The following is an 18,452-nucleotide window of genomic DNA, read 5'->3' as shown; positions in this document are numbered from 1 at the left end:
AGAGCCTCTCGGGACCGCGAGGCGGCTACCCGGTGACGAGAACCTGCTGCCGGGCGGCCGGCCTCGCCCCCGGCAGGATCGCCGCGACGGGCGCGAAGGTGGAGGCCCGGGCGAGGACCGCCCGGAGTGCCGCCGCCGGTACCGTGTAACGCTCCCCGGTGAGGAACTCGAAGACGATCGCCGCCCCCGTTCGGGACCGCTCCGCGTGGCCGACCGTATCGCCGAGGACCGGCCCCCGGTCCCGGCGGAGCGGCCCGACCCGGGCGGGGCGCCGCCCGTCGAGCGCCTGCAGGAGTTCGCCGACCCGGACTCCGAACCGCCGGCCGTCGAGTGCGACCTCGACGATCCGGCAGGCTCTCCCCTCCTCGTCGACTGCGGCGGACCTGCACCTCTCGAGGTAGCCGGCTCTTCGTAGCATACTCCCTGGGTCTCCCGCAATGCTCTTGAAGCTGCGCCGTGCGGGGGGTGAAAGTGAGAGGTGCAGCGGGGGTTTAATATCCCGGCATCTCCCACGCCTGCCACTTCGCCCGGCCGCGGGAAAGAAGGAACGCCGCCGGCGCGATGAGGAGGAGGCTCAAGGCTGCGTACCAGGGGTCGAGGATCGACGCGAAGATCAGGAGAAGGAGCGCCGGGCTTATCGCGAGCAGGTAGCGGAGGAAGACCCCGGCGGAGTACAGCATCACGTTCGGGTGGAGGCCGGTGAGGTAGACCGTCACCGCGAGGGTGTAGACCGAGACCGAGAGGAACGCGGCAAGGGCCGGGATGAACGTCCCCGCCCCGCCGGCGGTCGCTGCCGCAAGCGCGAGCACCGTGGCCGGGAGGAGGTTTGCGAGGCCGTAACTCTTCAGTTTTGCGTCGATCACCTCCGAGACCCTTACCGGCAGGAAGGCGTAGGACGTAAAGGAGTCGAACTCGGTCAGCCAGTTGTAGATGGTGGCCGATATCACCCCGAGGAGGACCGCAAAGACCACGAGGGGATCGATCCCCGGGATGAACCGGATCAGGACCCGGAGACAGACCCAGATGAGGCCGAGGGGGAAGAGGAACGAGAAGATCACCTTCCCCGCGCCTCCTTCGCTGCGCAGGAGGTCGAGGGCGTCCTTGGCGATGAAGTGCGCGCTCCCGAGGGCGCGGACCCTCTCCGCGAGGGGATCGAGGCTGTTTTTAAACCGCTTCGTCCGATCCGGGTATTCGACGGTGACGAAGAGCACCGAGACGGCTGCCGGGACCAGGATGAGGAGGAGCGAGAGCGCGAACGGTTCCGGTGCCGGGTCGAGGAAGAAGGCATACGGGGGAAGGACGGCGAGGCCGGAGCGTGAAGCCGCGACCCCGGCGACTGCGAGCACAATTACGGTTCCGGCGAGGAGCGCAACAGAGCGTGCGTAGAGGGTCGAGAGAAAGCAGACGACGGAGAGTCCGAGGAGGAAGGCGAGCGCGAGAGAGACGAACGCGAGGAGCCCCAGACCCGGATCGAGGCCGATGAACGGCGTCGCCGCGGCAAATCCGGCCGCGAAGGGGAGGACGTAGAGCAGGATATAGTAGACCGTGTCCTTCACGAGAAACGCCGCAAATATTCGCCGCTCCGAGACCGGGAGGCTCCTGGAGGCGTAAGCGACGAGGCTCGCCTGCCCGAACCGGCGGTTCATGAACTCCCGCCCCATGAGACCGAACGACCCCACCATCACGCCCATGAGCAGGAAGAGGGCGTGCGCGAGGAGCGCGACCGCGGCGTACGGGAGCACGTCAGCAAAGAGCGGGAGGGTGAGCGACCCGAGAAGGGCAAAGACCGCGACGACCGCCGGGAAGAGGGCGAACCCGAGGCTCCCGAAGATCGTCGAGTGGATCCGCCACTCCTCCTTCATCATCGCGAGGAAGAGGTCAGGCACCGGCATCACCCTTGACCAGGTCGAGGAAGAAGGGCTCAAGGTGCCTGTCCGACCCGACGAGGTCTTCGACCCGACCGGCGTGAAGGAGCCTGCCGTTGTGGATGATCCCGATCCGGTCGCAGATCTCTTCGGCGATCTCGAGGATATGGGTGGAGAAGAAGACGGTCCCGCCGTCACGGACGTATTCCTGCAGGAAGTCCTTCACTGTCCGCTGCATGATGGGGTCCAGGTTGATCAGCGGCTCGTCGATGAGGGCGAGCTCTGGTTCGTGGAGGAACGCCTGCGCAAACATCAGTTTCTGCCGGGTGCCCCGCGAGAGGTCCTTGCAGAGGACGTCCTTTTTGTCCCCGAACTCCAGCAGGTCGAACCAGCGGTCGCACCGCTCGTCCACCGAATCGAGGTTGCGGATGCTGGCCACGAAGCGGAGGTACTCCTCCGCGGTGAGGAAACTCGGCGGCGTCTCCTGTTCGGGGATGATCCCGACGAGTCCACGGACCCCGATGGGGTCTTTCGCCGCATCGAGCCCCATCACCCGGGCCGACCCGGAGGTCGGCCGGACCTGCCCGGTCAGCATCCGGATCATCGTCGTCTTGCCCGAGCCGTTCGGCCCGAGCAGGCCGAAAAGTTCCCCTTCCGCGACGGAGAACGATACCCTGTTCACCGCAGTAACATTACCGTAGTCTTTCGTGAGGTCGTTCGCCTCGATCATCTGCCGCACTCGAATACACGCTCCTCCGGGTTATAATGAAGGAACATCGGCAAAAGGTGCATATAATACCTTTCCATTCCTTTCGGCCATCTTGCGGCAGAATGCGTCGAAACTGTCTCTTCAATCCCCCTGTTATCCCGGCAGGGGCCCGCACGCCGCGCAGGTCTTGCCGGTGCCGGGCAGCGATACCCTTCACTCTCGCGATACCCCCGGGAAAACCATGAGGAACGGCATAGGCAGGTATAAACGTCAGGGTTCGTAACCGGAATATATGGACGAACAGAACAGTTATGCTCGTGCGAAGAGGCGGGTCGAGGAGATCCGGGGGTTCTACATGCACCTTGCGGTCTACATCGCCGTCAACCTCCTCCTCTTCACGATCAACATGGTTTCCAGCCCCGGGGCGCTCTGGTTCTACTGGGTAACCATCTTCTGGGGGGTGGGCGTGTTCTTCCACGCGCTCCAGGTCTTCGGCAGGGACCGGTTCCTCGGGAGAGACTGGGAGGAGAAAAAGATCCGGGAGTACATGGAGCGTGAAGAGCGGCGGTGAGCCGATCCCTGCCCGCCCGCCCCTCCTGACAGAAGCACTTATCTTGTGAGGCAGATAATGCCCGTCGCGATGAAGACGGAGATACCCTACGACCGGTTCGCCCACGTCCCGGAACGGATCTTCGGGCTGGTCGACCTCGCGTACAACCTCTGGTGGAGCTGGCACTCCTCGGCGAGCGTGCTCTTCAAGATGCTGAACCGGGCGGAGTGGAAGATGAGCCGCCATAACCCGGTCAGGATGCTTCTCGATACCCCGCCCCGGTTCTTCGAGCGGGCGGCAGCGAATCCGGAGTACCTCCGCCGTTACGATATCATCATGCACCGGTTCAAGGAGTATATGGTGCCGGGGACGAGCTGGTTTGCGCAGCACTATCCCGGACGGGCGCCGCTGACGATCGCCTACCTCTCAAGCGAGTTCGGGCTGCACCACTCGCTCCCGCTCTACGCGGGGGGGCTCGGGATCCTCGCGGGCGACCACGTCAAGTCGTCGAGCGACCTCGGCGTGCCGACGGTCGCCGTCGGGTTCATGTACGCCGAAGGCTATCTCCACCAGCATATCGAGGGGGACGGGTGGCAGAAGAACGTCGCGGAGATCCTGGATCGCGACGCCGCCCCGGTTCTCCGGGTGATCGGCGACGACGGGAAGCAGCTTGTGGTGCAGGTCCCCCTGATCGAGCCGCCCATCTATGTCGCGGTCTGGAAGGTGCAGGTGGGACGGGTCCCCCTCTACCTCCTCGACACCCATATCGACGAGAACCTCCCCGAGAACCGGAGCATCTCCCATCGCCTTTACTTAAAGGAGCTCGAGTGCCGGCTCCGGCAGGAACTGGTGCTCGGTATCGGCGGGAGGAAGGTCCTCCATGCCCTGGGCGTGGACTACTCGGCGATGCACTTGAACGAGGGCCATTCTGCGTTTGCCATCCTCGAGCGGCTTCGTGAGCGGCTCGCGTCCGGAATGCCGCGTGAAGAGGCGCTCGAGCGGGTCAGGGGCACCTCGGTCTTCACCACCCATACTCCCGTTCCGGCCGCCCACGACGTCTTCCCAGAAGACCTGATGGCGAAGTATTTCCGCAATTACTGCTCGTCGCTCGGGCTTACCTGGGACGAGTTCATGGCGCTCGGAGATGACCCGCATAACCCGGGCGCCGGGTTCAACATGACCGCCTTTGCGCTCAGGATGAGCCGTTTCCACAACGGAGTCTCCCAGAAGCACGGCGAGGTCGCCCGGGAGATGTGGCAGCCCCTCTGGCCCGACCTCACTCCCCGGGAGGTGCCGATCGACGCCATCACGAACGGCGTTCACGTGCCGACCTGGCTGAACCACCGGATCGAGGGGCTTTTCGACCGGTACATGGACCCGGTCCACCCGAACTGGCGGGAGGACTACGATAACCCGATCCTCTGGGAGGTGGTCGACGAGATCCCGGACGAAGAACTCTGGCGCGAGCATCAGTGGCTGAAGATGAAACTCTTTGCCCGGATCCGGGATCGAAAACGCCGCAAATGGGCGAATCTGCGCGAAGAGCCCGCGAATCTCGCGGCCGAAGGGCTCATGCTCGATACCTCGGCGCTGACGATCGGGTTTGCCCGGCGGTTCGCCGAGTACAAGCGGGCGGACCTCATCTTCGAGGACCTGGACCGGCTTGACCGGATCGTGAACAACCGCTGGAGGCCGGTGCAGTTCATCTTCGCCGGGAAGGCCCACCCGGCCGACGAGCCGGGCAAGCGTATCCTGCAGAAGATCTACCAGTACTGCCAGGACCCCCGGTTCGGGGGCCGGATCGCATTTGTCGAGGATTACGGCGAGCAAATTGCACGCTACATGGTACATGGGGTGGATGTCTGGATGAACACCCCTGTCCCGCTCATGGAGGCGAGCGGCACGAGCGGTATGAAGGCGGGGATGAACGGGGTACTGAACCTCTCGGTTCTCGACGGGTGGTGGATCGAGGGTTACAACGGAAGGAACGGCTGGGGCTTCGAGGGCCGCGCACCCTATGCGGGAGAGAACCGGGCGGACGCAGAGGTGCTCTACGATCTCATCGAGAACGAGATCTCGCCGCTTTACTACTCGCGGACGATGGACGACGTCCCGCACAGGTGGGTCCGGATGATGAAGGAGTCGATGAAGAGCATCACCCCGCAGTACTGCTCCCACCGGATGCTCAAGGAATATGTCACCAGGTATTATCCTTCGGTCTGCATGTATGCGGCCGGGCCGGCAAGGCAGCTGGCCGGCGTCGAGGGCGTCTGCCCCACAGGCCCCGAGCCTGGAGTGAGGTGATCCGGAACCGGTCCGGCAGGTTCAAGGAGTACCGGGGGTTACGTACGGTACATGGCGCCCCATCCGGTAGCGATCCGGCCTGAAGCGAGAGAGGATTACCCGGCGGTCCATGACCTGATCCGGCGTGCGTTCGGGCGTGAAGGCGAGGCCCGGCTGGTCGAAGCCCTCCGGAAGTCACCAGGATTCATTCCCGATCTCTCCCTGGTCGCGGAGACGGACGGCCGGGTCGTCGGCCATATCCTCTTCTCCCCCGTGAGAACGATCGAAGACGGCACGGTGCTCGCTCTCGCCCCGGTGGCGGTGGATCCGTCCTTTCAGCGGCAGGGGATCGGTTCCGCGCTCGTCTTCCAGGGACTCGCCGAATGCCGGCGGCTCGGCTACGGCGTCGTCATAGTCGTCGGGCACCCCGGTTACTACCCCCGATTCGGGTTCGTCCCGGCACGCGAGAAAGGCTTTGCAGCGCCCTTCCCGGTCCCGGACGAGGCGTTCATGATGCTCGAACTCCGGCCCGGGGCCGCCGAGACCGTCGGGGGACTCGTCCTCTATCCGCCTGTGTTCGAGCTCTGCGACGAGAACTGAAGATGACGAAAGCCCGAATCGTCCGGAAAGCACTGCTCTCCACCGTTATCGCGGCGATGCTCTGGGCGGCGTTCGCCCTCGTCCCCCCGGCGTTACCGTCGGTGATGCCGGCGGCCGCCCTCCTCCTCTTTGCGGTCGGCATCGTCGCCGGGGTCTTCGGCCTCTACTTCCTCTACGCCGTGTTCCGGTTCATCGCCGCGTTCTTTGGTGTCCGGGCATCGTAAGCGACTGGGGATCGACGTATTTTTAGCGGGAGGTCGCCCATACCTACTTACCGATACGCGGAGGGACCCCGGAGATGGAATGGAAGGATATTGTCCCGGTTCTCGCGGGCGGGCTCGTGATCCTGGTCGTCGCCCTCGTAGTGAAACCCGCGCTCCTCGGGGAGCCGATCGGCCTCGCCTCTCCCGGACCGGCTTCTATCCCGAAACCGGCCGTATACGTCCCGCCCACACCGGTAACGACGGCGACTCCCTTCCCGGAGGGCGGCGCGGCTTACACCCGGGCGTTCCGCTGGACGGCGATCGACGGCGGCGTCCAGACGACGCAGGTCCGAATCCCGGAGGCGCTCTTCCTTGCACACCGGGAGACACCGCGCTTTGCCGACTCGCTCGCCTGGGGGAGGTATGCTCTCGCCGATGCCGACCGGCCGATCCTCGAGGATCTCGCCCGCCGGATTGCTCCCCCCGCCGGCAACCCGGAGGAGGAATACTTCCGGATGATGAACCTCATCTTCTTCGTCCAGCAGATCCCGTATGAGCCCGACAGCAGCACGGACTCCTACACCGAAGGAGCCCTCCCCCGCTATGCCCGGCCTGTAAAGGACGGCGTTGAGTATCCCAAATACCCCGTCGAGATGCTCGTCGACGGGAAAGGGGACTGCGAGGATGCGGCCATCCTGATGGGAGGTCTTCTCGACGCTCTCGGGTATGACACGGTGCTGCTCTTATACTCGGATCACATGGCCCTCGGCATCCGGATGAATGAGTTCAACCCCTACTATGCGAAGTACACGCCGAGATACTTCGAGTACGGGGGAAAGCACTACTACTACGTCGAGGGGACGAATTACACCACGATCTCAACGGGAAACTCGACGTTTTGGGGAAAACCGTTCCCTATCGGAGATACCCAGGACGGCCCGATCGGGAGCGTGAGATCGGAGACGCCACGGATCGTCCCCCTCCGTTATATCCCCACCCCGGTTGAATATCACATCCGCCCGGTCGCGCTGCCGGCAGGAGGAGCGTAAAAAGCATGAACCTCGAGATCCCGAACCTCCCGAACCTCCCGAAGGTTACCATCGGCCGGAAGAAGACGCTCGTCTCCGTCGCTGTGGCGGTTGCCGCGATAGCGATTGCTTTCCTCGGGTGGACGCTTCTTCTCAACTACACCGGAGATCAGCAGGTTGCGGCGTTCGGGAGCCATGTGGCTGCATCGGAGGCCGACCTCCTCCTGGTCGAAGAGCTGGTCTCCGCCCACATACGCTCTTCCACGGCCGACCTCTCGGTCGCCGGATGCGATGCCTGCATGCGGGAGTTTGCGGCCGTCGCCGAGTACGGCAGGGCTGTTTCGGCCTACCACCGGCAGGTCGTCGGGACCGACAGGGTCCCGGAAGCGTATGCGGGGGCGCAATCGGCCTACGTCCGGGCGCTCGACCACCTGAACCGTGCGTTCTCCCTCTGGTCGTCGGCTGCGGCCGCCTATGACGTGCGGGCATACACCACAGCGAAAGAGAACCTTGCCGCGGCGGATCAGGCCTGGAAGGAGTACGTCACCGCGACAGGAGATTACGCCCGCGAGCTCCGCGCCGCAGAAGAGGGAGGAGACGCCCCCCCTGCTTAGACGAGGTACTTCTCCGGAACCTTGATGGTGATGGTGAGCGACTTCAGCGACTCCGAGCGAATGACGAAGTAAAAGTCGTCGTACCCCTCCCGGATGGTGAATGTCTCCTCTTTTTGTGTGGCCGCTTTTGTTGAACTATTACTGGAATGTGAACTGTTACCGGAATATAGTATGTCGGACCTGGAATACCGGATCTCCTTGACCACCCGGTTTGGATCCTCCGGGTCCCGGACCTCTATCACGAGCCAGGGATAGTCGTTCATCGGCGTCGCGCTCACGTTCAGATCCCAGTACGGGTAAGGAATATGGTAGACCCCGGTGGCAAGAACCCGGGCAGGGTAGTCGATGGTTGCCGTTGAGTATTCTACCATCTCCCCGGAGACCTGAAGATCGTTTGGCAGTTTCGTCATCGTTGTCGTGGGCGTCGGGGTCGCGATGTGGTAGGTCGCAGGGTCGACGAACTCCACGCTCTGCGGCGTCTTATCCCCCCGGGCGGGTGCGGCCGGAGTTGGGGCCGGCTGGCCTGCTCCTACCCCCTGCGCCTCTGTAGGGGTGGGGGAGACCGGTTGCGCCTCCCCGGCATCCCCGGTGGCGGTGCAGCCCCCGGCAACGGCAGCCGCCGCCAGAAGGATAAGGAGCAGGATATGGGGCCCTTGCATAATAATCTCTTTTTGAGGGGCTCTATTTGTAATTACCTATCTGTCCTGCCCCCCGGTCAACCAAAAAAGGATTTGAGTTTGTTCCCGGGCAGGGACACTTACGTCCCCTCGTAGGCCTCCATGGCAAGGCCCGCGAACCCCTCGCCCGACTGCTCGAACACCTTCCGAACCTCGGCGATGCCGGCAGGATCGCCCAGTTTCAGCAGGGCCGCGGCGGTCAGGGCCCGGCAGCATTCGGACCGGCTGGTCCGGAGGGTGCCGACCAGCGGGTCGACCGCACGGTGGTCGCCGATCTCTGCGAGCGCCCAGATCGCCGGATTTTTGATCTCGTCGTCCGCAACGAGCACGACCCCGACGAGCGGCTCCACCGCTTCAGCCCCGGCCCGGGCGAGTGCCATCGCCACGGTCCAGCGTGCGTCACTGTCGACGCTGAGCAGGGCCTGCACCAGCGGCCCGACCGCCGGCGCTCCGATGGTCCCGAGGGCGCTGACAGCCTGCAGGCTGGTGTAGGTGTCGGCGTTGAGCATGGCGTGCATCAGCTCCCGGACCTGTGCCGTATCTTCCCCCTCTCCTTCCTTCCTCTCGATTGTCTTCTGCATCTCCTCACCTCCTGTACGGATGTGGGGTGTCCCGGGACTACAATAAGCCTTTACGAACCGGAACTGCCGGGCGGTGCCGTGGAGCGGCTCTGCCTGGCATAGGTTTTTATACTCGGAAGCGGGCGCCGGTGCTCAAGTTACTCTGCCCTTCGGCCCGTTGCATTCCGTTGGAACCTCGCCACTCGCACCTGACGGTGCTCAGACTCGGTTCCTCGAAACCCATCGGGTTTCTCGAACTCCGTCCCTTCGGGACGTCGTTCTGCGGAACCTCGCCACTCGAAAACGCTTCGCGTTTTTCAAGTTACTGCCCTACTGGGCAGTAACTGCCGCCATCATGCCGAGCACCCTGCCGTCGTGGCTGACGATCGGTGTTCCGAGGAGATCCGCCCGGAACGTCGCACCATCACTCTGGATGCCGGTCTGCTCGCCGTGCCAGGACCCGCCGTCGATGACTGCGCGGACGATACCCTGGATCTCGTCGGGCTGCGCCCAGAACCGGGAGAAGTGCGACCCCTGCACCTCATCTGCGGTCGTGTAACCCCAGAGGGCGAGGTAGGCGGCGTTCGCGTAGGTCACCATCCCGTCCGGGCTGAGGAGTGCAACCGCCCGGCGGGTGCAGGCGATCGCCCGGTCCTTCAAGAGGAGTTCCTGCTCCCGCCGCCGCAGATCGGCGATATCCGCGACGAGGAGGTGGTAGGCCCGCGTCTCTTCGGTGATATCCTCGCAGGTCGAGTACTCTGTCCCGTCGCAGAGTGTTACGAAGCGGGAAAGAACCATCTTCCTCGATCCGTCCCGGCACCGGACAGTAAACGTCCGGGGCCTGACCTGGCCCGGGACCGAACGCTCGAGGTCCGATCGCCAGGCACCGAGGGCCTCCTGCCAGACCTCTTCGTCCGGGAAGATCAGCCGGGTCCACTCCGTGACTGTGGGTGCCTCGTCCGGCCCGTAGCCGAAGATCTCCACGAACCTCCGATTGACGTAGACGAACCGCCTCTCGCGGTCGATGAGCGCGACCCCGAAGGGGGACGAATCGACCATGTTCCGGAACCGGGCCTCGCTCCGCCGGAGCTGCCCGGCGGTCTGCCGCCGGGCGAGGGCGATGGATACCTGCCGGATGAACGACTCCACCGTCTCCCGGTTCTCAACCTCCCTCCCGGGAGGAAGGAAGATGCCCGCAATGCCGTAGAGGCGATCACGCCAGATCAGTCCCGTGATGCATATCTTTGTGATATCGAACCGTTCGAGGATCGCCTCGCAGACCTCCTCCGGGATCGCCTCAAAGCAGAGGTCGTAGAACGACCACGAGGATGGTTCGGGACGTAGGACGAACTCCTGGAGGCCGCGCAGCGAAAGCGGGGTCTGGTGATAGGGAGCGTCGAAGATCCGGTTGATCGGGAAGACCATGCCGACGGGATCCCGCCCCAGGATTTCCGTGAGCCTCTCCTGGAATTTCTCACCCGCGATCGCCCGGATGACGAACTGCCGGTCGACCTCATCGTAGGAGAAGATGTAGGCATACGCTCCCGGCACGAGTTCCAGCATCCGGTTGGCGGTGTAGCCGTAGATGTCGTCCACCGGCGGCAGGTCGACGAGGTCGATCGCCGTCCGGGCGAGGAGCATCGTATTCCGGATATACTGTTTCCGCTCGGTGGTATCCTCGAGCACGATCGTGCATCCCTTCTCCCCATCCTCGAACGTCGTCGGGATCGCCTGCATCTGGTAGAAGGACTCGCTGCCGTCGTCCCGCCGGTGAGAGATATCGGTGATCACCTGCTCCCGCTCGAGCCCCTCGACGACGGCGAGGGCTTCGGGGGAAGAGACGACGGGAAGATCGGCATCGCGGATATTCCGGTCTACGATCTCCTCTTTTGCGCGTCCGAACCGCCTGAGACACTGGTCATTGGCCTGGACGATCGTGAGGTCGGCGTCGAGGATCAGGATCAGGTTCTTCGTGAAACAGAGGAACGCCGAGAGGGGTACGCGCTGTGCGACCGAGTAGACCTTGGCGTTGCCGACGAGCCGCGACTCGACATGGCCTGCCGCCTGCATCACCTCAAGATGCTTCGAGACCGAGTTCCGGTTTACGCCGAGGGCTTTTGCAATCTCGGTGATCGTCATGCCCTTCGGCCGGAACCTGAGGGTCCGCAGGACTCTTTCCGGGATGTCCTGCTCCAGCTGCATACAACCACTGGTGTTTAACTTCGGCGTACGATATATATGTCTTTCCCGTCGTGTCGGGATCGCACCCCCGATGGACCGGGCGCCCCTCCGGCGATGAACGGGGCGGCCGTTGGCCTGCCGGCAGAGCAGAGCGGTGCGCAGGGCTTTAAGAAGGGGAGGCGTATCCTGTACGATAGGCCTGGAGGACCACCGATCATGGAGATCAACGAACTCGTCAGCATATCGCAGGGAGCGCTCGCGATCATGAACCCCACGACGCCTGAGAAGGTGCTCGCCGCCGGGCGGGCTGCGGGGCTCCGGGGGGGTTCCCGCGTCGTGGAGGCCGGGTGCGGGAACGGGACGATCCTCGCCCTCTGGGGGCGCGAGTACGGTATATCCGGCCTCGGCATCGAGGCCCGGGAGGATGCCTGCAGCCGGGCGGAGGAGACGTTCCGGGCCGCGGGGCTCGGTGACCGGCTTGCCGTCCGGTGCATGGACGCCCGGGAGTACGTCCCCGACGAACCGTGCGACTGCGCCGCCTCGATCGGGGCGTCCCATATCTGGGGCGGGTTTGCGGCGACGCTCGACGCCCTCCTCGGCATGGTCTCTGACGAGGGGGCCGTCGTCATCGGCGACCGCTGCTGGCGATCCGACCGCACCCCGCCCGAGTTCGCCCGGGAATGGCCCGACGTCCTGACCGAGTACGAGATCCTCGGTGCCGTGCGGGAGGCCGGGCTCGACGTTGCCGCCGTCCTCCGGTCCGCCGGGGACGACTGGGACCGCTATGAGTCGGGGATCTGGCAGTCGGTCCTCTCCTGGCTCGCCGAAAACCCCGGCCACCCCGAACGCGACTTCGTGATCGACTACCTCCACCGCATCCAGGACGAGTACTTCGGCTACGGCCGAGAGCACATGGGCTGGGCGATCTACGTCCTGATGCCCGGGTTCTGGTGAACGGCTGAAAAAAAATTGTAGTGCCCGCCGTGCCGGGTTCACAGGGGGGGGCCGGGCCCGGGGGTTAGCCCCGTCCCGGCAATCGTTGCCCGGATGCTCTCAAGCGTATACGCCTGAGCCGACGAACCACTCCCCGTCCACCGGGGCCACATAACAGAGTTTCAGCCCGTCAAGCCCGGTATCCGGGTTATAGTAGGTGACGTACACGAACCCGCCCCCGGCCTCTGCGGCGGCGATCTCGAGCATGATCACCCGGACGCCGTACCGGTCCTCGAGACTGAGACGTTTCGTCCCGATGAATTCGGACTGGTAGGGCAGGGCAAGCGTCGTCCCGTCCGTTCCGTAGGCGAAGATATATGCTCCACCGTCGGCGAAGTCCCCGGAGAGATCGTTGAACGCGGCGCATGCCGCCTCTTTTCCGTGTACCTGTGCGTAGTCTCTTGCGGACTTCACCCGCTGTACGAGGGTCTCCCTGGCCTGTGTGTTAAACTCGGTCCCGACCTCCGGGACGTAAATCCCCGAACCGACGAACCATGTCCCGTCCACGGGGAGAACATACCCGAGTTTGAGTTCTTCGGCATACCCCCTCGCCGGGTTCGGGTAGACGTAGTAAACGCTGCCGCCCCCTTCCGCCGCCGCCCTGCTCATGCTGTGGATGTACGCCACGCCGCTCGAGTCATGCACGCCGCTGCGGTCCGTGCCGATGAGAGCCTGCTGGAAGGGAAGGGCAAGGACGGTGCCGTTCATATCATAGGCGAAGATGTAGAGCTCGCCCCTGACGAATTCCCCGTCCGGGTTGTTGAACGCGGCAAGCGCTTCGTCACGTCCGTGCTCCCGGGCATATGCGGCCGCCCCGGCAACGAAGGCCTTCATCTCGTCGGCGGCATCCTTTGCAGGCGGCCTCTCGCTTATTGCGCCCTGCTGCTCTCCCGCATCAGTACTCCGCGTGACGACGACGCGCCACTCGGCTCCGTCGATGCCGGCGGTATCCCATTTCGCCTCCTTCGTCACCATCCGCTCCCAGTTCCGGTCCCAGAACGAGTACTCGACAGTTCCGGACGGTTCGGCAACGATACGGCCAAACGCCTCCTGGAGTCCCGGGGACTGGTATCCCGGGTCCGAGAAGAGGTTCTTCCCGATCTCCTCGGGAGTCGTGTCGTAGATCACCCGTCCGTCGGTCTGCGTCACCCAGACGTCGTACGGGGTGCCGTTCGTCAGGGGCGCGATCACCCGCTCGATGAGGGCGTCGGACCGGTATGCGATACTCACGAATCCAAGGTATTCCTCCCCGAAGACGGGATAACTCTGGGTGGCCCCGTAGAATCCTTCCTCCAGGTAAAAGACTTCGCTGACCACCGGTGCCTGCTCCCGGACTGCCCGCTCCGCCTGCGGTTGGCCCGAGAGATCGCTGTTCACCAGGTCGGCGTAATTCTCGGGCACGGCCATAACCACGATGCCGTCGCTCGAGATCACCAGCGCCGACTCCGCCCAGGGGTGGTTCAGCATCGTCTGCCGCACGGCCTCCTTCCCGGCGGCACTCGTGAGCCCGGTCTCCCCGAGCACCCGGGCGTCCTCCGCTGTCGAGGCCCGGACCGACTCCAGTTCGTCGTTTATCCCGGAGACGGCATCCTGGAGGACCGAATCCCCGGTTCCCTGCAGGGGGGGCTGACTCTCTTCCGTGCAGCCTGCCCCGAGCACCGCGACGGCGATGAGAAGGGCGACAATTATTGCGGTTATTCGCATAATCGAAGTTACCCGGTCGTATTATTAAATATGCTGAAATTTCACAGGATTGTTTTTGAGAAAAGACACAATAACAGGCGGATTAACACGTTCTCCGCCTGGGTGCCCGGGTTCCGGCAGGCGGCCGAAAGAATTGTATTGCCTGCCCGCCGAAAGGTCCCGGCATGGAGGTCCGTGTCGGCACGAGCGGGTGGGCGTATGCATGGAACCGGGGAGGCAGCCTCGCGTGGTTCGTCGAGCACTCCGGCCTGAACGCTATCGAACTAAACGCGAGTTTTTACGGGTTCCCATCGGAGAAATCCGTCAGTTCATGGGCCGGTGCGGGGTCGGGGCTGCGGTGGAGCGTCAAGGTGAACCGGTCGGTCACCCACCGGCACCGGTTCAACGAGAAGGCGATCGGTGTCTGGGAGCGGTTCCGCGAGAGGTTCCTCCCGCTTGACGATCTCGTGGATTTCTACCTCTTCCAGGCACCCCCGGCGCTCGCGGACGTCGATCGCATCATCGCTTTTCTCGAGGCGATCGACCTCGGCCGGCGGTGTGCCGTGGAGGTCAGGAACCCCGCTGTGCTCGGTGACGACGAGGCGTGCCGGAGGCTGCAGGAAGCAACCCTTCTGGTCTCGGTCGACTCTCCCGACTTTCGGGAACGGGTATTTCCCGGCGATACCGTCTACCTCAGGATGCACGGGCGGGAGGGCTGGTACCGGCACGACTATACCGACGGTGAACTTGCGGGAATCAGGGATGGGATAGCCGCCATCGGCCCGGAGCGGGCGTATGTCTTCTTCAATAACGATCACGCAATGCTCGAGGACGCGAGGACGATGATGCGCCTCTTCCGCGAGGTGCCGCCTGTCTGACGGCGGGAAAGAATTATCTTCCCTTTGTGGCGTCAATTTCTCGTTTTTTTCAGTTCAAGAGCAACGACACTGCAACTATTCGGGAAAACGCCGGACCCTTCAATAGTTTTTCGGCGAATTGGGGCGAAAATGGGGGTTGATGGGTGATACCAAATAGAATCGTATAAATATCGCATGCGTCATCTAATAGTTTGGGGAACTATTACCCCGGTGACATGAGAGAACTGTAGACGCGAGTGGGAGACTTCCCCGTGGGGAAGTGTCCGCACTCACTCGTCGCGTGCGGCATTCAGCACGTTTGGGCGGTCGGGTGGGCATCCACCCCCTGCACCCCTTCCAGCGCTGGTATGCTCTCTTTTCCGCTCCGATAAGCGCAACCTGACCGCATCGTCCACGAACCGGAGAGGAATGCCCTGTTCCCGTGCGATTGCCGAGAGGTCGTCGTACTCGGGTTTCTCTGCGATCAGACGACCGTTGACGGTCGAGGTCTTCACCCGGACCGGGTACACCCTCCCGCCGAGACTGACCGGCACCGCCTCCCTCTCCCTGGCGGCCACCACCTTCCGGAACTCGTGCACCCGCACCCCGAGGGTCCCCGTCTCCTCCATGAGGACCCGGATCAGGTGGTCCTCGTCTCCCGACGCCGCCATCACCGATACTATACTGACCGGCCGGTTCTTCTTCCCGAGCGCCGGGGTGACGAAGACGTCCACCGCTCCCTCCGCAAAGAGGCGCTCGACCGCGTAGCCGACCACCTCCCCGGAGACGTCGTCGAGGTTCGTCTCGAGGATAACGACCCGGTCCTCTCCCGGGGGGAGGCGTTCCCCTTCCACCACCCGGAGCAGGTCGGGCCGTCCCGGAACCTCCCGGGTGCCGGTACCGTAGCCGACCCGGACGGGGACCATGGCCGGGTAGGGATTTACCGCGCGTTCCGCGAGGCCGGCAAGCAGGGCCGCCCCTGTCGGCGTGGTCAGCTCGACGTCGACGGGCACGGAGGCGTACGGGAACCGGTGCCGGGCGAGGATATCGAGCGTCGCCGGCGCGGGTCCCGGGATCTCGCCGTACTCCGTCCGGATGGTCCCGCCGCCGAGAGCCGGGGGTGTCGCGACGATCGTCCCCTCCAGGAACCCGGCCCGGTCGAGGAGCAGCATCGTGCCGACGATATCAAAGATCGTGTCCACCGAGGCGATCGCGTGTCGCGAAAACCCGGCCCGGTGGAGGTGCGCCTCGGCGGCGGCGAGGTCGCCCGTGACCGCAAGCGCCCGGGAGCATGCGCCCGGCGAGAGGCCTGCAGCACCTGCGGCCGCGGCGGTCCCCTCCATGAGATCGCCCGCGTCCCTCGCGCTCCCCTCCTCGATCTCGATCGCGAGCCGGGTCGCCGCGATGCCGCCTGTATCCACGGCTTTTGCCTCGTAATTGAACTCCCGGCAGAGATCGAGTCTGCGGATCGCGTCAGCAAGCGGATCGAGTGCGCGGGGCTCGCCGATGAGGTCGATGAGGGACGCAAGGAGCATATCCCCCGCGATACCTGCGCAGGCCGGGTCGATGACGAGGACTTTCATGCTCCCCGCCGTTTCCTCACTCCGCTCCCCCGGACGGCTCGCTGAGGCTTGCGTACACCGTCTGCGCAAGTTCCGCCACCCGTTGCGCCGCCTCCCGGCCGCCGGCAATGGCGTTCGTCAGGCGTGCACCCTTCGCCGCCTGCTTCGCCGCTTCTATCGGGTCGGTCCCGAGGGCGGCTGCGACCGCTGCCGGTACGGTGACGTTGAGGATGGTGTGCCCGCTGTACTGCATCTCCTGGGTAAGGACGGCGCCGACGAAGATGGCGGTCCCCATATCGGGGTCGTCCCGGCCCTTCCCCTCGAGGGCGTACTCCGGGACCACCCGGGCGGTGAGGTTCTCGATGTGGTAGTCCTTCCCGTCGATGGCGACATCGTAGGAGATCTTTGCGTCGAATCCCCAGAACTTCGCGGTGAACGGGTCGGTCCTCCGCGCATGAGGTGCGATCTCAGTGAAGTGGAACGCGATCTCTTTCCCCGTGAATCCCGAGAGGGCCGCGGAGCCCCGCTCTTCGACGGTGGCCTTCTTCTCCTCGTCGAGAGTCGCGGCCGCCTCCTCGAGCGACTTCCCCGCCTTGAGCATCTCGTAGACTTTCGCCGCCCGCCGGTAGATCGCCCGGTCCCGCACCGGCTCGCTCGCCCGGATGCAGGCTTCCGTCACCGAGCCCCGGTTCACGACCTCCGCCTTCCGGACGATGGTGTTCAGGCCGCAGAGGGCGAGTTCCGGGTCGATGAAGGACTGCATCTTGTAGTCCCGGATCGCCGTTGCGGTTGCCTCGACATCGCCGCCGTTTGCAAGAAGCAGCCGGAGCGCCGGCAGGATGTCGCCGGCGAGGTGGCCGAGCGGGACGTTCACCGGCCCGCCGGAGAACCCGGCCCCGATGATGGCGGACTCCTGGAACCCGGCGAAGAGCTCGTTTGTCACCATCGACCCGATCACCGACGGTCCGCCGATGTCCTTTAAGATCAGCCCGAAGTCGCCGACGATCCGGGCGGTGTCGTACTCCTCCCCGGTCCCCCGCATGTGGATCTTCTCCGGGAGTTTTGCCGCCTCGACGGCCCCCTTCCCGGCGAGGTAGGCGGAATCGACCTGCCCGAACTTCCCGAACTCCTCCCCGAGGAGGGCGTCCGGGTGGACGAGCTCCATCGTCACCGCCGCCGCGATCAGGGCCGGCCAGAGGGGGTAGGGTGTCGTCCCGGCGCCCTCCATGCTCCGCATCATCGCCTCTGTCCCGACCTTCGCGGCGTTTCTGGCAAGTTCGGGGATGTTGTAGTCCTCGCCGAGTGCGGCGTGGCCCATGACGCCCCCGCCGGCGACGAAGGGCGGCAGGACCGCGCCGTCGAGGCGGGTCAGCCGCTTCTCCATCAGCGCCTCGTAGATCGCGAGGTACGCGGGGAACGCCGGGACGCGGTGGGTGAACTTGTTCGTCGTCAGGGCGATGGCGCTCGTCCTGTCGCCGCCGGCGTGCATCCGGGCGATGGCGCCGAGCTTCCGGTTCCCGAGCGGCACGCCGGCGCGGGCGCAGCTCCCCGAGAAGTAGGCGAGCGTGGCGACGATCAGGGCCGCGTTCGCCGCCTCCGCCCCGCCCCGTTTTGCCTCGCCCACCGCCTTCCCGATGATTGTATCGAGCGGCAGGTGGGGGGCCGAGGCATCGACCACCGTCATGTTCATCAGGCTCATCTCCGGGGCGCCGATGCTGCAGAAGATATCTTCCGCGAGCGAGTTCGCCGCGGCAAACGCGGGGATGACGAGCGCCCCGTGCCCGCGGGTCGCCGCCTCCAGTTTGTCGACGGTCATGTAGTCGGGCTTGAACGTCACGGCGTGGGCCGCCGCGAGGAGCACCCTCTCTCGTTCGGTATCCATGATCCGGTAACCTCCGATCCTCGGACGCGGACTGGAGGCTCCCGGCATAAAAACGTGCCGCCCGGGGAGGTGCCGACGGTTCCGGTTACATCCCGGGGCTTTCAGGCTGCAACGACAGACGCCTGGCTTTCATCACCGGGACTCATACCCTCTTCGCGAGGTTGCGTTACCATCCATACGCCACGTGAGACTCCATCGCACTGTA

The 18,452-nt window shown here is 64.6% G+C and carries 17 protein-coding genes; 8 read left to right on the top strand and 9 right to left on the bottom strand.

Annotated features, from left to right (window positions below; translation table 11 throughout):
• Positions 1-25: 25 nt before the first annotated feature.
• From DIC75_RS01965 to DIC75_RS01955, 3 genes are all read right to left on the bottom strand, one after another.
• Positions 26-418 carry a hypothetical protein gene (locus DIC75_RS01965; RefSeq protein ID WP_250986333.1) on the bottom strand — a complete coding sequence of 131 codons (393 nt, stop codon included), beginning with the start codon at positions 416-418 and terminating at the stop codon, positions 26-28.
• A gap of 73 nt (positions 419-491) precedes the next feature.
• Positions 492-1,892, bottom strand: coding sequence for a hypothetical protein (locus tag DIC75_RS01960; protein ID WP_250986332.1), 1,401 nt, complete (start codon positions 1,890-1,892; stop codon positions 492-494).
• Positions 1,879-2,595: an ABC transporter ATP-binding protein gene (locus DIC75_RS01955; protein WP_250986942.1), complete on the bottom strand. Its 717-nt coding sequence runs from the start codon at positions 2,593-2,595 to the stop codon at positions 1,879-1,881. The genes DIC75_RS01960 and DIC75_RS01955 overlap by 14 nt, the downstream gene beginning before the upstream one ends.
• A 271-nt stretch (positions 2,596-2,866) precedes the next feature.
• Here DIC75_RS01955 and DIC75_RS01950 point away from each other — a divergent pair, with 271 nt between their 5' ends.
• The 6 genes from DIC75_RS01950 (at position 2,867) to DIC75_RS01925 (ending at position 7,852) form a co-directional block, all read left to right on the top strand.
• Complete coding sequence (locus DIC75_RS01950; protein WP_250986331.1) at positions 2,867-3,145, top strand: 2TM domain-containing protein; 279 nt, start codon at positions 2,867-2,869, stop codon at positions 3,143-3,145.
• A gap of 69 nt (positions 3,146-3,214) precedes the next feature.
• On the top strand, positions 3,215-5,428 hold the full coding sequence (gene glgP / locus DIC75_RS01945) for an alpha-glucan family phosphorylase (protein WP_250986330.1): 2,214 nt from the start codon (positions 3,215-3,217) through the stop codon (positions 5,426-5,428).
• A gap of 51 nt (positions 5,429-5,479) precedes the next feature.
• Positions 5,480-6,007, top strand: coding sequence for a GNAT family N-acetyltransferase (locus tag DIC75_RS01940; protein ID WP_250986329.1), 528 nt, complete (start codon positions 5,480-5,482; stop codon positions 6,005-6,007).
• A 2-nt stretch (positions 6,008-6,009) separates the two neighbouring features.
• Positions 6,010-6,231 carry a hypothetical protein gene (locus DIC75_RS01935; RefSeq protein WP_250986328.1) on the top strand — a complete coding sequence of 74 codons (222 nt, stop codon included), beginning with the start codon at positions 6,010-6,012 and terminating at the stop codon, positions 6,229-6,231.
• Between the two features lie 74 nt (positions 6,232-6,305).
• Positions 6,306-7,259 (top strand): transglutaminase-like domain-containing protein, encoded by a 954-nt coding sequence (locus DIC75_RS01930; RefSeq protein WP_250986327.1) that lies wholly within the window; start codon positions 6,306-6,308, stop codon positions 7,257-7,259.
• A 5-nt stretch (positions 7,260-7,264) separates the two neighbouring features.
• Complete coding sequence (locus tag DIC75_RS01925) at positions 7,265-7,852, top strand: hypothetical protein (protein WP_250986326.1); 588 nt, start codon at positions 7,265-7,267, stop codon at positions 7,850-7,852.
• Here the strand turns inward: DIC75_RS01925 and DIC75_RS01920 are convergent.
• The 3 genes from DIC75_RS01920 to DIC75_RS01910 form a co-directional block, all read right to left on the bottom strand.
• Positions 7,849-8,511 (bottom strand): hypothetical protein, encoded by a 663-nt coding sequence (locus DIC75_RS01920; protein ID WP_250986325.1) that lies wholly within the window; start codon positions 8,509-8,511, stop codon positions 7,849-7,851. The genes DIC75_RS01925 and DIC75_RS01920 overlap by 4 nt on opposite strands.
• A gap of 98 nt (positions 8,512-8,609) precedes the next feature.
• Positions 8,610-9,110 (bottom strand): HEAT repeat domain-containing protein, encoded by a 501-nt coding sequence (locus DIC75_RS01915; RefSeq protein ID WP_250986324.1) that lies wholly within the window; start codon positions 9,108-9,110, stop codon positions 8,610-8,612.
• A gap of 309 nt (positions 9,111-9,419) precedes the next feature.
• A complete protein-coding gene (locus DIC75_RS01910; protein ID WP_250986323.1) occupies positions 9,420-11,291 on the bottom strand; it encodes a PAS domain S-box protein in 1,872 nt (623 codons plus the stop codon).
• A 195-nt stretch (positions 11,292-11,486) separates the two neighbouring features.
• Between DIC75_RS01910 and DIC75_RS01905 the strand changes: the two genes are divergently transcribed.
• Positions 11,487-12,224 (top strand): SAM-dependent methyltransferase, encoded by a 738-nt coding sequence (locus DIC75_RS01905; protein ID WP_250986322.1) that lies wholly within the window; start codon positions 11,487-11,489, stop codon positions 12,222-12,224.
• Between the two features lie 99 nt (positions 12,225-12,323).
• On the opposite strand, the gene DIC75_RS01900 is transcribed toward DIC75_RS01905, so the two are convergent.
• Positions 12,324-13,967: a cache domain-containing protein gene (locus DIC75_RS01900; RefSeq protein WP_250986321.1), complete on the bottom strand. Its 1,644-nt coding sequence runs from the start codon at positions 13,965-13,967 to the stop codon at positions 12,324-12,326.
• A 164-nt stretch (positions 13,968-14,131) separates the two neighbouring features.
• On the opposite strand from DIC75_RS01900, the gene DIC75_RS01895 reads away from it, so the two are divergent.
• Positions 14,132-14,824 (top strand): DUF72 domain-containing protein, encoded by a 693-nt coding sequence (locus tag DIC75_RS01895; protein WP_250986320.1) that lies wholly within the window; start codon positions 14,132-14,134, stop codon positions 14,822-14,824.
• A 269-nt stretch (positions 14,825-15,093) separates the two neighbouring features.
• Here the strand turns inward: DIC75_RS01895 and larC2 are convergent, their stop codons facing one another.
• Positions 15,094-16,386, bottom strand: coding sequence for a nickel pincer cofactor biosynthesis protein LarC2 (gene larC2 / locus DIC75_RS01890; protein WP_250986319.1), 1,293 nt, complete (start codon positions 16,384-16,386; stop codon positions 15,094-15,096).
• Between the two features lie 16 nt (positions 16,387-16,402).
• A complete protein-coding gene (locus DIC75_RS01885) occupies positions 16,403-18,247 on the bottom strand; it encodes a hypothetical protein (RefSeq protein ID WP_250986318.1) in 1,845 nt (614 codons plus the stop codon).
• Between the last annotated feature and the right edge of the window lie 205 nt (positions 18,248-18,452).

Source organism: Methanoculleus oceani (assembly GCF_023702065.1).
In the GTDB taxonomy this organism is placed as follows: Archaea; Halobacteriota; Methanomicrobia; order Methanomicrobiales; family Methanoculleaceae; genus Methanoculleus; species Methanoculleus oceani.
Note: the sequence above shows the minus strand (reverse complement) of the source record. Positions and strands in the feature narration are given on the sequence as shown.